General features: G+C 58.2%; 25 protein-coding genes and 1 pseudogene. All 26 read right to left on the bottom strand.

Annotated elements, in window-relative coordinates:
• Positions 1–14: 14 nt before the first annotated feature.
• The 26 genes and pseudogenes from rpsD to rplD all read right to left on the bottom strand — a co-directional run bounded on the left by rpsD (position 15) and on the right by rplD (position 12,262).
• Entirely contained in the window at positions 15–608 is a 594-nt protein-coding gene (rpsD, locus tag AXE86_RS08020; RefSeq protein ID WP_009753891.1) for a 30S ribosomal protein S4, read from the bottom strand.
• A gap of 20 nt (positions 609–628) precedes the next feature.
• A complete protein-coding gene (rpsK, locus tag AXE86_RS08015) occupies positions 629–1,021 on the bottom strand; it encodes a 30S ribosomal protein S11 (RefSeq protein ID WP_006307536.1) in 393 nt (130 codons plus the stop codon).
• 15 nt (positions 1,022–1,036) lie between these two features.
• Positions 1,037–1,405 (bottom strand): 30S ribosomal protein S13, encoded by a 369-nt coding sequence (gene rpsM / locus AXE86_RS08010; protein WP_050341598.1) that lies wholly within the window; start codon positions 1,403–1,405, stop codon positions 1,037–1,039.
• 15 nt (positions 1,406–1,420) lie between these two features.
• Positions 1,421–1,534 (bottom strand): 50S ribosomal protein L36, encoded by a 114-nt coding sequence (gene rpmJ / locus AXE86_RS08005; RefSeq protein ID WP_006307538.1) that lies wholly within the window; start codon positions 1,532–1,534, stop codon positions 1,421–1,423.
• A gap of 158 nt (positions 1,535–1,692) precedes the next feature.
• A complete protein-coding gene (gene infA / locus AXE86_RS08000; protein ID WP_006307539.1) occupies positions 1,693–1,911 on the bottom strand; it encodes a translation initiation factor IF-1 in 219 nt (72 codons plus the stop codon).
• Positions 1,912–1,929: 18 nt separating this feature from the next.
• Positions 1,930–2,576, bottom strand: a pseudogene (locus AXE86_RS07995) (adenylate kinase).
• 18 nt (positions 2,577–2,594) lie between these two features.
• Complete coding sequence (gene secY, locus AXE86_RS07990; protein ID WP_061946130.1) at positions 2,595–3,851, bottom strand: preprotein translocase subunit SecY; 1,257 nt, start codon at positions 3,849–3,851, stop codon at positions 2,595–2,597.
• 1 nt (position 3,852) lies between these two features.
• The gene (rplO, locus tag AXE86_RS07985) at positions 3,853–4,296 is read right to left on the bottom strand and encodes a 50S ribosomal protein L15 (RefSeq protein WP_009753887.1); all 444 of its coding nucleotides are present in this window, start codon (positions 4,294–4,296) and stop codon (positions 3,853–3,855) included.
• 19 nt (positions 4,297–4,315) lie between these two features.
• Positions 4,316–4,501 (bottom strand): 50S ribosomal protein L30, encoded by a 186-nt coding sequence (gene rpmD, locus AXE86_RS07980; RefSeq protein ID WP_006692907.1) that lies wholly within the window; start codon positions 4,499–4,501, stop codon positions 4,316–4,318.
• A 15-nt stretch (positions 4,502–4,516) separates the two neighbouring features.
• Positions 4,517–5,023: a 30S ribosomal protein S5 gene (gene rpsE / locus AXE86_RS07975; protein WP_009753886.1), complete on the bottom strand. Its 507-nt coding sequence runs from the start codon at positions 5,021–5,023 to the stop codon at positions 4,517–4,519.
• 12 nt (positions 5,024–5,035) lie between these two features.
• Positions 5,036–5,395, bottom strand: a complete 360-nt coding sequence (gene rplR, locus AXE86_RS07970; RefSeq protein ID WP_009753885.1) for a 50S ribosomal protein L18 — start codon at positions 5,393–5,395, stop codon at positions 5,036–5,038.
• A gap of 21 nt (positions 5,396–5,416) precedes the next feature.
• Positions 5,417–5,968, bottom strand: coding sequence for a 50S ribosomal protein L6 (gene rplF, locus AXE86_RS07965; protein WP_061946128.1), 552 nt, complete (start codon positions 5,966–5,968; stop codon positions 5,417–5,419).
• Positions 5,969–5,990: 22 nt separating this feature from the next.
• Entirely contained in the window at positions 5,991–6,389 is a 399-nt protein-coding gene (gene rpsH / locus AXE86_RS07960; protein ID WP_009753883.1) for a 30S ribosomal protein S8, read from the bottom strand.
• Positions 6,390–6,415: 26 nt separating this feature from the next.
• A complete protein-coding gene (locus AXE86_RS07955; protein WP_009753882.1) occupies positions 6,416–6,601 on the bottom strand; it encodes a type Z 30S ribosomal protein S14 in 186 nt (61 codons plus the stop codon).
• A gap of 19 nt (positions 6,602–6,620) precedes the next feature.
• The gene (gene rplE / locus AXE86_RS07950; protein ID WP_006691167.1) at positions 6,621–7,160 is read right to left on the bottom strand and encodes a 50S ribosomal protein L5; all 540 of its coding nucleotides are present in this window, start codon (positions 7,158–7,160) and stop codon (positions 6,621–6,623) included.
• A 27-nt stretch (positions 7,161–7,187) separates the two neighbouring features.
• The gene (rplX, locus tag AXE86_RS07945) at positions 7,188–7,514 is read right to left on the bottom strand and encodes a 50S ribosomal protein L24 (RefSeq protein WP_009753881.1); all 327 of its coding nucleotides are present in this window, start codon (positions 7,512–7,514) and stop codon (positions 7,188–7,190) included.
• 15 nt (positions 7,515–7,529) lie between these two features.
• On the bottom strand, positions 7,530–7,898 hold the full coding sequence (rplN, locus tag AXE86_RS07940; protein ID WP_009753880.1) for a 50S ribosomal protein L14: 369 nt from the start codon (positions 7,896–7,898) through the stop codon (positions 7,530–7,532).
• Positions 7,899–7,913: 15 nt separating this feature from the next.
• Positions 7,914–8,171, bottom strand: coding sequence for a 30S ribosomal protein S17 (rpsQ, locus tag AXE86_RS07935; protein ID WP_006691170.1), 258 nt, complete (start codon positions 8,169–8,171; stop codon positions 7,914–7,916).
• Between the two features lie 171 nt (positions 8,172–8,342).
• Positions 8,343–8,534 (bottom strand): 50S ribosomal protein L29, encoded by a 192-nt coding sequence (rpmC, locus tag AXE86_RS07930; RefSeq protein ID WP_006307553.1) that lies wholly within the window; start codon positions 8,532–8,534, stop codon positions 8,343–8,345.
• Positions 8,524–8,961 carry a 50S ribosomal protein L16 gene (gene rplP / locus AXE86_RS07925; RefSeq protein WP_009753878.1) on the bottom strand — a complete coding sequence of 146 codons (438 nt, stop codon included), beginning with the start codon at positions 8,959–8,961 and terminating at the stop codon, positions 8,524–8,526. The genes rpmC and rplP overlap by 11 nt, the downstream gene beginning before the upstream one ends.
• Positions 8,961–9,632, bottom strand: a complete 672-nt coding sequence (gene rpsC / locus AXE86_RS07920; RefSeq protein ID WP_009753877.1) for a 30S ribosomal protein S3 — start codon at positions 9,630–9,632, stop codon at positions 8,961–8,963. Before rpsC ends, rplP begins: the two co-directional genes overlap by 1 nt.
• Before the next feature lie 16 nt (positions 9,633–9,648).
• Complete coding sequence (rplV, locus tag AXE86_RS07915; RefSeq protein WP_009753876.1) at positions 9,649–9,987, bottom strand: 50S ribosomal protein L22; 339 nt, start codon at positions 9,985–9,987, stop codon at positions 9,649–9,651.
• A gap of 18 nt (positions 9,988–10,005) precedes the next feature.
• The gene (rpsS, locus tag AXE86_RS07910) at positions 10,006–10,287 is read right to left on the bottom strand and encodes a 30S ribosomal protein S19 (RefSeq protein WP_006695832.1); all 282 of its coding nucleotides are present in this window, start codon (positions 10,285–10,287) and stop codon (positions 10,006–10,008) included.
• Positions 10,288–10,509: 222 nt separating this feature from the next.
• Positions 10,510–11,337, bottom strand: a complete 828-nt coding sequence (rplB, locus tag AXE86_RS07905; protein WP_009753875.1) for a 50S ribosomal protein L2 — start codon at positions 11,335–11,337, stop codon at positions 10,510–10,512.
• 20 nt (positions 11,338–11,357) lie between these two features.
• Positions 11,358–11,639, bottom strand: a complete 282-nt coding sequence (gene rplW / locus AXE86_RS07900; protein ID WP_009753874.1) for a 50S ribosomal protein L23 — start codon at positions 11,637–11,639, stop codon at positions 11,358–11,360.
• Positions 11,639–12,262, bottom strand: a complete 624-nt coding sequence (rplD, locus tag AXE86_RS07895) for a 50S ribosomal protein L4 (protein ID WP_009753873.1) — start codon at positions 12,260–12,262, stop codon at positions 11,639–11,641. The genes rplW and rplD overlap by 1 nt, the downstream gene beginning before the upstream one ends.
• Between the last annotated feature and the right edge of the window lie 3 nt (positions 12,263–12,265).

The following is a 12,265-nucleotide window of genomic DNA, read 5'->3' as shown; positions in this document are numbered from 1 at the left end:
CACATTCACATTCATTATTTGGAGTAAAGCTCGACGATGGCCTGTTCGTTGACCGGAACGTCAATCTCCTCACGATGGGGGAAACGTGTCACCGTGCCCGTCAGGTTTGCCTGATCGGCAGTGAGCCATGCGGGTGCGGAGAGTGCATTGCTGCTCTCCTTAAGCTCCTTGAAGAACGCGCCGGAGCGGCTCTTTTCGGCGACCTCGATCACATCGCCCTCATGGACGAGTGCGGAGGGGATGTCGACGCGCTTGCCGTTCACCGTGAAGTGTCCGTGGCGAACGAGCTGACGTGCCTGACGGCGCGTGTTAGCGAGGCCGAGGCGGAACACGACGTTGTCCATGCGGCGCTCGAGGAGGCAGAGGAGGTTTTCACCGGTGACGCCGGACATCTTCTTTGCCTTCTCATAGTAGCCGCGGAACTGACGCTCGAGAACGCCGTAGATGAACTTCGCCTTCTGCTTTTCCTTGAGCTGAAGTCCGTACTCAGAGACCTTGCGGTTCGTGCGGCGGAGCTGACGCGTCGACTGGCGCGAACGACCGAGGGTCGCCGGCTCGAGTCCGAGGGCACGGCAGCGCTTTAAGACTGGTACTCTATCAATTGCCATGTTGTTTCATCCACCTCCTGTTAGACGCGGCGACGCTTCGGCGGACGGCATCCATTGTGCGGGATGGGCGTCACGTCTTTAATCATGTTGACTTCAAGGCCCGTTGCCTGCAGCGAGCGAATGGCAGCCTCACGGCCGGCACCCGGTCCCTTGACATAGACCTCAACGGACTTGAGTCCGTGCTCCATTGCGGCCTTTGCCGCCGTCTCTGCTGCCATCTGTGCAGCGAACGGCGTGCTCTTGCGCGAGCCGCGGAAGCCGAGACCGCCCGCACTCGCCCACGAGAGCGCATTGCCGCTCTTGTCGGTGAGCGTGACGATCGTATTGTTGAACGTCGAGCTGATGTGTGCAACGCCCGACTCTATGTTCTTGCGAACTTTTTTCTTGGAACGTGTTGTTTTCTTAACAGCCACCTCTACGAGCCTCCTTTACTTTTTCTTGCCTGCGACGGCCTTCTTCGGGCCCTTGCGCGTGCGCGCATTGTTCTTCGTGTTCTGTCCGCGGACAGGCAGGCCGAGACGGTGGCGGCGGCCACGGTAGCAGCCGATATCAACGAGACGCTTGATGTTCATCTGAATTTCGCGGCGAAGGTCGCCCTCCACCACGGCGTTCTTGTCGATGGCATCACGAAGTCTGACGACTTCATCCTCCGTGAGGTCGCGCGTACGCGTATCGGGGTTCACGTCCGCAGCTGCGAGCAGCTTCTTCGAGGTCGTGAGACCAATGCCGAAGATGTACGTCAGCGCAATTTCAATTCTCTTGTCACGGGGCAAATCTACACCGGCAATACGTGCCATAAGTGCACCTCCTTTTTATCCTTGTCTTTGTTTATGCTTGGGGTTCTCGCAAATGACCATAACGCGGCCCTTGCGCTTGATGATCTTGCATTTTTCACAGATTTTCTTGACAGACGGTCTTACCTTCACTGCGCTTGCCTCCTTCCGTCTCCCTGCGCGCACGGGGCAGCGGAGCTGTGCCGCATACCCGAAAACGTCGATCTTATCTATTCTAGCATAAAAACTTCGTTTTGACCAGTTTTTCCTGCTAATCAGCCGAACGCCCTATAATCGGTGCTTTCCTCGTATTACTTAAAGCGATAGGTAATGCGTCCACGGGTCAGATCGTACGGGGTGAGTTCGATGGTCACCTTGTCGCCCGGAAGGATACGGATGAAGTTCATGCGTATTTTTCCGGAAACATGAGCGAGGACGACGTGTCCGTTCTCAAGCTCGACCTGGAACATCGCATTGGGAAGCTTCTCAACAACTCTTCCCTCTACCTCGATGACATCCTGCTTTGACATTCTTCCCTTTCGCTCCTTTTACGCCTCAAGGACGGCGGCAAGATCCGCCTCCACCTTTGCGATGTCCTGTCGGCCGTCGATCTCCTTGTAGACGCCCGCTTTCTTATAGTAGTCGATCAGCGGACGCGTCGAGGACTCATAGACGGAAAGACGGCTCTTCATTGTCTCCTCGCTGTCGTCGGCACGCTGGTAGGTCTCACCACCGCAGTCGTCGCAGACCCCCTCCACCTTCGTCGGGTTGAACTTCACGTGGTAGGAATGTCCGCAGCTCTTGCAGATGCGGCGTCCGACAGCGCGCTCGATGAGATCGGCGGCGGGGACGCTGATGTTGAGAACGGCGGTGAGTGCCATCCCGTTGTCCTTCAGGATCTCTGCGAGGGCATCCGCCTGCTCGACGGTGCGCGGGAATCCATCGAGGATGAATCCCTTCTCCTTGCAGTCCAGCTTACTGAGCCGCTCACGCACGATGCCGATGGTGACGGAATTGGGAACGAGCTTCCCTGCGTCCATGTAGGACTTCGCCTCTTTGCCGAGGGGGTCCCCTCTTTCACGGCTTCACGAAACATATCGCCCGTGGAGATGTGAAGAACATTGTAGCGTTTTACAAGGTTTACCGCCTGCGTGCCCTTGCCGGCACCCGGGGGACCCATCAAAATGATCTGCATAGGGATCTCCTTCGTACGTTATTTCATAAAGCCTTCGTAGTGGCGCATGACCACCATCGACTCGATCTGCTTCATCGTCTGGAGGGCAACGCCCACGACGATGAGAAGTGCCGTGCCGCCGAAGTACACGCCCTGGATGTGCGTCGCCTCTGCGATGAGGTTCGGCAGAACCGCGATGAACGCGAGGAAGAACGCACCCGCGAGGGTGATGCGCGTCAGCACATAGTCGAGATAGTCCGCCGTCGCCTGACCGGGACGAAGCCCGGGGACGAAGCCGCCGTATTTTTTGAGGTTGTCCGCCATATCCTGGATCTTCACCGTCACCGATGTGTAGAAGTAGGTGAAGAAGATAATCATGAGGACATAGAGCGTCGTCTGGAGGGGTTTTCCCCACTCCAGATAGGACGCCGCCGTCTTGACCCACGGAATATCGACGAACTGTGCCACCGTGATCGGGAACATGAGCACCGACGAGGCAAAGATGATCGGGATAACGCCCGCCTGATTGACCTTGAACGGAATATGGCTCGAATGTCCCGTCGCCGTGCGGCCGCCGACGACACGCTTCGCATACGTGATTGGGATGCGGCGGAAGCCGGTCTCAATGTGAATGACGAAGACGATCATCGCCAATGCAATCACGCCGAACGCGAACACGCTGAAGTAGCTGATTGTGCCTGCCTTGACATAGGCGAGGATCGTGCCGATGTTCTTCGGCAGCGCTGCGACGATACCGGCGAAGATGATGAGCGAGATGCCGTTGCCGACACCGTTCGCTGTGATCTGCTCTCCGAGCCACATGAGGAACACCGTCCCCGCCGTCAGTGTGATGGCGATGATGAGGATGTTCACGGGGTTCGGGTTGAGAATCGCGGTCTTGAGGCCGATCGACATGCCGATCGCCTGGAAGAACGCGAGCACCACCGTCAGGTAGCGCGTGACCTTCGTCGTTTTCTTATGCCCCTCCGCGCCTTCCTTCGACCACTGCTCGAGCGTCGGTACAACGACGTTGAGCAGCTGGATGATGATGGCTGCGTTGATGTAGGGCGTAATGCTCATTGCAAAGACAGAAAATTTGCTGAACGCACCGCCCGAAAAGAGATCGAGGAGGCCGAACAGCGTTCCCTGCGAGAAGAGCTGCTCAATCGCCGTGGGGTCAACGCCCGGCACGGGGATGTGCGTTCCCATGCGGAACACGGCGAACATGATGAGCGTGAAGATGATCTTCTGCCGCAGCTCGGGAATCTGAAAGATGTTGCCAAGGGCATTGAGCACCTTAGACCACCTCTACTTTGCCGCCTGCTGCTGCGATTTTCTCCGCGGCACTCTGGGTAAAGCCCTGTGCGCGCACGGTGAGGTTCTTCGCCGTGAGCTCGCCGTCGCCGAGAATGCGGACGCCGTCACGAACGTTCTTCAGGATGCCCGCCTCGATGAGCGCAACGGGATCAACCGTCGTGCCGTCCTCGAAGCAGTTCAGGCTGCCGACGTTGACCTCGGCGAACGTCTTTGCCCAGACGTTCTTGAAGCCGCGCTTCGGCAGACGACGGTAGAGAGGCATCTGGCCGCCCTCAAAACCGGTGCGGACACCGCCGCCTGAGCGGGACTTCTGCCCCTTCATGCCGCGGCAGGAGGTCTTGCCCATGCCGGAGCCGATACCGCGGCCGACGCGCTTACGCACGGCACGCGATCCCTCCGCAGGCTGTAATTCATGCAGTTTCATAGATTCTTGCCTCCCCTCTTCAATCTGCGATCTCTTCCACCGTGATGAGGTGGGAGACTTTGTGAAGCTGTCCACGCACGGCAGGCGTGTCGGGAAGCTCGGTCACGGAGTTGCGCTTGCGCAGTCCGAGTGATTTTACCGTTTTGCGCTGCGTCTCAGGACGACCGATCAAGCTGCGCGTCAGGGTAACTCTGACTTTTGCCATGTTCGTTCCTCCTTATCAGCCAAAAATCTCATGAACGGACTTACCGCGAAGTGCTGCGACCTCTGCGGGGCTCTTGAGTCCCATGAGGCCTTCCATCGTGGCACGCACCATGTTGTTCGGGTTCGACGAGCCAAGCGACTTCGTGAGGATGTCGCGCACGCCTGCGAGCTCCAGAACGGCACGCGCCGGGCCGCCGGCGATAACGCCGGTACCTTTTGCGGCAGGCTTCAGGAGGACGCGGCCGGCACCGAAGATGCCCGTGATCTCATGCGGAACCGTACGCTCTTCGCGCAGCGGCACCTCGATGAGGCTCTTCTTGGCATCCTCAATGCCCTTGCGGATCGCCTCGGGTACCTCGGCAGCCTTGCCGAGTCCGACGCCAACCTTGCCCTTCTTGTTGCCGACGACAACAAGTGCGCTGAAGGAGGAGCGTCGGCCGCCCTTGACAACCTTCGATACGCGGTTGATGAATACGACACGCTCCTCGAACTCCGGCGTCTCGTTTTCGTTATGTCTAGCCATGCTTTCCCTCCTTTAGAATTTCAGTCCGGCTTCGCGTGCCGCCTCTGCGAGAGCAGCGACGCGGCCATGGTAGATGTAGCCGCCGCGGTCAAAGACGACCTCGGTGATGCCCTTTTCAAGAGCCTTCTTAGCAACAGCTGCGCCGATGGCCTTTGCGGCCTCGACGTTGCCGCCGTACTGCGAGAAGCCCTTGTCCTTTGAGCTCGCGGAGACGAGCGTCACGCCCTTTTCATCGTCGATGATCTGTGCGTAGATGTTCTTTAGGCTGCGGAATACATTGAGACGCGGACGTGCCGCCGTTCCTGCAATGTGATTGCGCACGCGCAGATGGCGCTTCTGGCGCGCCTGATTCTTATCCTGCTTGATAAGCACAGTGTGTCACTCCTCTCCTTCTTATTTCTTGCCCTTCGCGCCGGCTTTGCCTTCCTTGCGGCGGATGTGCTCTCCGGCGTACTTGATGCCCTTGCCCTTATACGGCTCCGGCTCGCGATGCGCGCGGATCTCAGCAGCGACCTGACCGACGGCTTCCTTGCTGATGCCGGAGACCGTGATGACCGTCGCCGAGGGGCACTCGAACGTGATGCCCTCGGGCGGCTCAACGACAACGGGGTGCGAGAAGCCAAGCGAGAGACTCAGGTTCTTGCCCTGTTTTGCCGCACGATAGCCAACACCGCTAATCTCAAGGGTCTTGGTGAAGCCTTCCGAGACGCCGACCACCATGTTGTGGATCAGCGCACGGGAAAGGCCGTGGAGCGCCCTGTGCGTTTTATCGTCCGACGGACGTGCGACCGTAACGACGCCGTCCTCGACGGTTATTTTCATATCCGGATGGATCACCCGCGAAAGCTCGCCCTTCGGGCCCTTGACCTTCACGAGATTCTCCGCACCGACCGTGACGGTAACACCGGACGGAATGTGAATCGGTGCTCTTCCAATTCGTGACATTGTTACACCTCCTGCCTGTGCGTTACCATACGAATGCGAGAACTTCGCCGCCGAGACCTGCCTTGCGGGCATCCTTGTCGCTCATGATCCCCTTCGATGTGGAGATCACGGAGATGCCGAGACCGCCGTAGACGCGCGGGAGCGCATCGTGCTTGGCGTACTGACGAAGTCCGGGCTTGGAGACGCGCTTCAGGCCGGAAATGACATGCTCACGCTTTGCTCCATACTTCAGCGTGACGGTGAGGACGCCCTGCTTGCCGTCCTCCTGGAAGGTGTAATTCTCGATGAAGCCTTCCTTTTTCAAGACCTCGGCGATTGCCGTCTTGACCTTTGAGCCCGGGATCGCGACGCTCTCGTGGTAGACCGAGTTCGCGTTGCGGATGCGGGTCAGCATATCTGCAATAGGATCAGTCATTGCCATGAATCGATATCCTCCTTATATACGTATTACCAACTTGCCTTGGTTACACCAGGGATGGCGCCCTTGTAACTCTGCTCACGGAAGCAGATACGGCACATATCAAACTTGCGGATGTAGCCATGCGGACGTCCGCAGATCTTGCAGCGGTTGTACTTACGCGTCGAGAACTTCGGCTCTTTGCTCCACTTCTCGATCATTGACTTCTTTGCCACAGTTGTTCCTCCTTGCCCGTCATGCGCGGAACGGCATACCCATGAGACGCAGGAGCTCTTTGGCCTCTTCGTCCGTATGCGCGCTCGTGACGATGACAATGTTCATGCCGCGGATCTTGTCGATCTTGTCGTAGTCAATCTCGGGGAAAATGAGCTGCTCGCGCAGACCCACGGCATAGTTGCCGCGCCCGTCGAATGCCTTCTCACTGACGCCGCGGAAATCGCGGACGCGCGGAAGTGCGACGTTCATGAATTTATCGAGGAACTGATACATGCGCGTGCCGCGCAGCGTGACCTTGCAGCCGATCGGCATGCCCTCACGGAGCTTCCATGCAGCGAGCGACTTCTTCGCGCGCGTGAGCTGGGGCTTCTGGCCGGCAATCGCGGTGAGATCCGTCACAGCGGCATCGAGTGCCTTCGGGTTGCCGACGGCTTCGCCGACGCCCATGTTGATGATGATCTTCTCCACCTTCGGGAGCTGCATGACGTTCTTGTAGCCGAACTTCTCCGTCAGCGCGGGAGCAACTTCCTTCTGATACTTCTCTTTGAGTCTATCCACTTTGCGTATTCCTCCTTTCCTCGAAAATTACTGCTCGATGGGCTCGCCGCACTTCTTGCAGGCGCGTACCTTGCGCTCGCCGATGATGCGGTGTGCGACGCGCGTCGCCTTGCCGCATGCGGGGCAGACGAGCTGCACCTTGCTCGCAAAGAGCGGTGCTTCCTTCGTGATGATACCGCCCTGCGGTGCGCTCTGGCTCGGCTTCGTGTGGCGCTTTACCTTGTTGACGCCCTCCACGATGACCTTGCCCTTCTTCGGCTGAGCGACGAGGACCTTGCCCTGCTTGCCCTTATCCTTACCGGAAAGAACGACGACCGTATCGCCCTTCTTGACGTTCAGTTTTGCCAGCGACAAAATAACACCTCCTCCTTAAAGAACTTCAGGCGCAAGCGAGACGATCTTCATGAAATCCTTCTCGCGCAGCTCACGTGCGACCGGTCCAAAGATACGCGTTCCGCGCGGCGTGTGGTCGTCCTTGATGATGACGGCCGCATTCTCGTCGAAGCGGATGTAGGAACCGTCGGGACGGCGGATCCCCTTGACGCTGCGGACGACGACCGCCTTGACGACATCGCCCTTCTTCACCGTGCCGCCCGGCGCTGCCGCCTTGACGGAGGCGACGATAACATCGCCGATGTTGGCATACTTACGGTATGAGCCGCCCAGTACGCGAATGCAGAGGATTTCCTTCGCTCCTGTGTTATCGCCGACATTCAGGATTGTTTCCTGCTGTATCATTGATCTGTTTCCTCCTTACTTCGCGCGCTCGACGATCTCGACCACGCGCCAGCGCTTCGTCTTCGAGAGCGGACGCGTCTCCATGATCGACACGCGATCACCGATGTGTGCATCGTTCTTCTCGTCATGCGCGTGGAACTTCACCGTCTTCTTGACCGGCTTCTTATACATCTTATGCTGCTCGAGCTCCTCGACAGCGACGACAACCGTCTTGTCCATCTTGTCGGACACGACCTTGCCGACTCGTACCTTGCGTACATTTCTATCGCTCATCTCTGTGAGCCTCCTTCCCATGCATATCATACCGACTTCTTCATCTTTTCCGCCCTCTCTGCGGGAGCAACCTCCACAGAGCACCACTCTGCGTTCGGCTTGTTTTCTTGACAGGACGAAAAATCCATGCGAATTCGGTAGGACTCTTTCACCAGTTTACCTAACTGAGACTTAGGCGTTTGCCTGCTCGCGCTGAATGGTCTTGATGCGGGCAATCGTCTTCTTTACGTCCTTGATACGCATCGGGTTGTCGAGCTGTCCGGTGGCGTGCTGGAAACGGAGGCCAAAGAGCTCTTCCTTGAGCGACGCAAGTTTTTCCGTGAGCTCATCGGCACTCAGGCCGCGAATCTCATCAACCTTCATTCACTTCACCGCCCTCTACTTCTTCACGTACGACGAACTTCGTCTTGATCGGGAGCTTATGCCCAGCGAGGCGCATGGCCTCTGCTGCTACCTCACGCGACACGCCGTCCATCTCAAAGAGGACGCGGCCGGGCTTTACGACAGCAACCCAGTACTCAGGCGAGCCTTTGCCGGAGCCCATGCGGGTCTCTGCCGGCTTCGCCGTAACGGGCTTGTCCGGAAAAATCTTGATCCAGACCTTACCACCGCGCTTGATGTAACGCGTCATCGCGATACGCGCAGCCTCGATCTGGCGGTTCGTGATCCATGCAGGTTCCAGAGCGACGAGACCGTACTGGCCATGGCTGACCGTGTTGCCGCGCTGTGCCTTCCCCTTCATGCGTCCGCGGAACTGCTTGCGGTACTTGACACGCTTTGGAAGTAACATTACGCCTCGCTCCTTTCCTTATTGTTTTTCGGTGCCTGCTTCTTGTCGGGGAGAACCTCGCCCTTGAAGATCCAGACCTTGATGCCGATGCGGCCGTAGGTCGTGTGTGCCTCAGCTGTTCCGTAGTCGATGTCTGCACGCAGCGTATGCAGGGGAATGCTGCCCTCGCGATAGGACTCGCGGCGGGCGATCTCCGCGCCGCCGAGACGGCCGCTGACGGCGATCTTGATTCCCTTCGCGCCGAGACGCATCGTGCGTCCGACCGCCTGCTTCATCGCACGGCGGAACGCGATACGGCGCTCAAGCTGTGCTGCGATGTTCTCGGCGACGAGCGTCGCATCGAGGTCCGGCTGCTTGATCTCTGCGATATTGATGTCAACGCGCTTCTCGGTGAGGCCCTTGAGCCCCTCCTTGATCTGCTCGATGCCCGAGCCGCCGCGTCCGATGACCATGCCCGGCTTTGCCGTATGGATCGTGAGCTTCAGGCGGTTCTTGCTGCGCTCCGTCTCCACGCGGGGAACACCTGCGGTCTGGAGGCTCTTCTTGAGGTAATCGCGAATCTTGATGTCCTCATGCAGATTCTGCGCGAAATCCTTGTCTGCATACCAGCGGGCATCCCAGTCCTTGACGATGCCAAGGCGAATGCCATGGGGATTTACTTTCTGACCCAAACTGTTTCCCTCCCTATTACTTTTCGTTTACGGCAACCGTGATATGGGACGTGTGCTTCAAAATCTTGAACGCCTGTCCACGCGAACGCGGATGAATGCGCTTCAAGGTCGGCCCCTGGTCAACGAAAGCTGAGGAAATGAACAGTCGATCCACATCCATGTCGAAGTTGTTCTCCGCGTTTGCGATAGCAGAGCGAAGCACCTTCTCCACGGCGTCCGCGCCGACCTTCGGCGTGAACTTCAGGATCGCCAGAGCGTCAGCAACGCTCTTGCCGCGCACGAGGTTCATCACGATGCGAACCTTGCGCGGGGCGATACGGATGTATTTGGCGGTAGCCTTTACTTCCTGTGCCACGAATCGTCCTCCTCTCTATCAGCGCAGCGAGGTCTTGCGCTCTTCGCCCGCGTGACCCTTGAATGTACGTGTCGGCGCAAATTCGCCGAGCTTATGTCCGACCATATCCTCCGTCACGTAGACGGGAACATGCTTGCGTCCGTCATGGACGGCGATCGTATGACCCACGAAATCCGGGAAGATCGTCGAGCTGCGCGACCACGTGCGCACAACCTTCTTCTCATTCTTTTCGTTGAGTGCCTCGATCTTCTTCATCAGGCTCTCTGCGACGAAAGGCCCTTTCTTAATCGATCTTGACAAAGTTTTTCCTCCTTTCGTCGGACTGTAATCAATCCGACGAGGTTCTATCTGCAAGTTACGATGCTATACCGCTTTACTTGGGCGGTGCTCAGATTGGAGCAAATTTTTCGTTCTGTCAAGGCAGCAAACCGGACGCATAGATTATGCTATGTGGAGGATTTACTGTCCGCAGACAGGGCGGAAAAGATGCCCAAGATGGGTGCCGCCCTCATGAGCCGTTAATTACTTCCTACGGTGCACAATGAGACGATTCGACGCCTTCTTCTTGCGGCGCGTCTTCTTGCCCATCGCAATCTTGCCCCACTTCGTCATCGGGCTCTTGCGTCCAACCGGCGAACGGCCCTCGCCGCCGCCATGCGGATGGTCGTTCGGGTTCATCGCGATACCGCGCGTCTCCGGACGGCGTCCGAGCCAGCGGCTGCGGCCGGCCTTGCCGATGGTGATGTTCTCATGCTCGAGGTTGCCGACCTCACCGATCGTCGCACGGCAGTTGACGTGCACGCGGCGGATCTCGCCGGACGGCATGCGCAGGAGTGCATAGTCGCCTTCCTTTGCCATGAGCTGTGCCGACGTGCCCGCGCTGCGGACGAGCTGTGCGCCCTTTCCAATCTTCAGCTCAACGGCATGGATGATCGTACCGAGCGGGATGTTCTTCAGCGGGAGTGCGTTGCCCGGCTTGATATCCGCCTCGGCACCCGACTCCACGACATCGCCGACCTTGAGGCCGTTCGGCGCAAGGATATAGCGCTTCTCACCGTCCGCATAGTTCAGGAGAGCAATGCGAGCGCTGCGGTTCGGATCGTACTCGATCGTCGCCACACGGGCGGGGATGCCGTCCTTCGTGCGCTTAAAATCGATGATGCGGTAGAGGCGCTTGTGTCCGCCGCCGCGATGGCGTACGGTCAGCTTGCCCTGCTGGTTGCGCCCGCCCGTCTTGGTGAGGCGGACGGTCAGGGACTTCTCCGGCTTGTCCGTCGTGATCTCATCGAAGGAAGAGACCGTCATGAAACGTCTGCCGGCAGAATACGGCTTAAAAGTTTTTACTGCCACGTTCGTACCTTCCTTTCGTCTCAGCCTTCAAAGAACTCGATCGTCTCACCCGGAGCAAGCTTTACGATGGCCTTCTTGTAATCCGGGCGCTTGCCCTCGGTACGTCCCATGCGCTTCTTCTTGCCGGTGACGTTGACCGTGTTGACCTTTGCGACCTTCACCTTGAAGACCTCTGCGACCGCCTTGGCGATCTCGATTTTATTGGCAGCCTTCGCAACGACGAAGACGTATTTGCCCTCAGCCATGAGCTGCGTCGTGCGCTCGGTGATCAGCGGGCGTACGAGAATATCACGTGCTTCCATTATGCGAATACCTCCTCGATACGGGTGATGGCATCCTTCGTAATGAAGAGCTTGTCGTGATGGAGAATGTCAAAGACATTGATTCCACTTGCCGTGATGGCTTTTACACCCGGAATATTGCTCGTCGAACGCTCCACGTTCACCGCTTCGTCCGCCGTGATGAAGAGGCTCTTTGCATCCACACCGAAGTCGCTCAGGAGCTTAACTGCTGCCTTCGTCTTCGGCGCATCGAAATCGAGGTGATCGAGAACGATGAAATCGCCCGTGCGCACCTTATCGGAGAGCGCACACTTCAGAGCGAGACGGCGCTGCTTGCGCGGCATCGTGAAGCCGTACTTACGCGGATGCGGTCCAAAGACCGTGCCGCCGCCGACCCACAGAGGGCTGCGCGTCGAACCTGCACGGGCACGACCCGTTCCCTTCTGACGCCACGGCTTGCGTCCGCCGCCGCGCACGAGACCGCGCGTCTTCGTGGCATGCGTGCCAAGCCGCTGCGACGCGAGCTGGAGGACAACCGCCTGATGAAGGAGGCCGGCATTCATTTCAACATTGAAGAACGCATCGTTCAGGCTGATCTCGCCAACCTGGTTGTGCGCCATATCATAGACTGCTACATTTGCCATACT

Origin of the sequence: Selenomonas sp. oral taxon 136 (assembly GCF_001554015.1) — a bacterium.
Classification (GTDB): domain Bacteria; phylum Bacillota; class Negativicutes; order Selenomonadales; family Selenomonadaceae; genus Centipeda; species Centipeda felix.
This window is presented reverse-complemented; position numbering and strand designations above follow the sequence as displayed.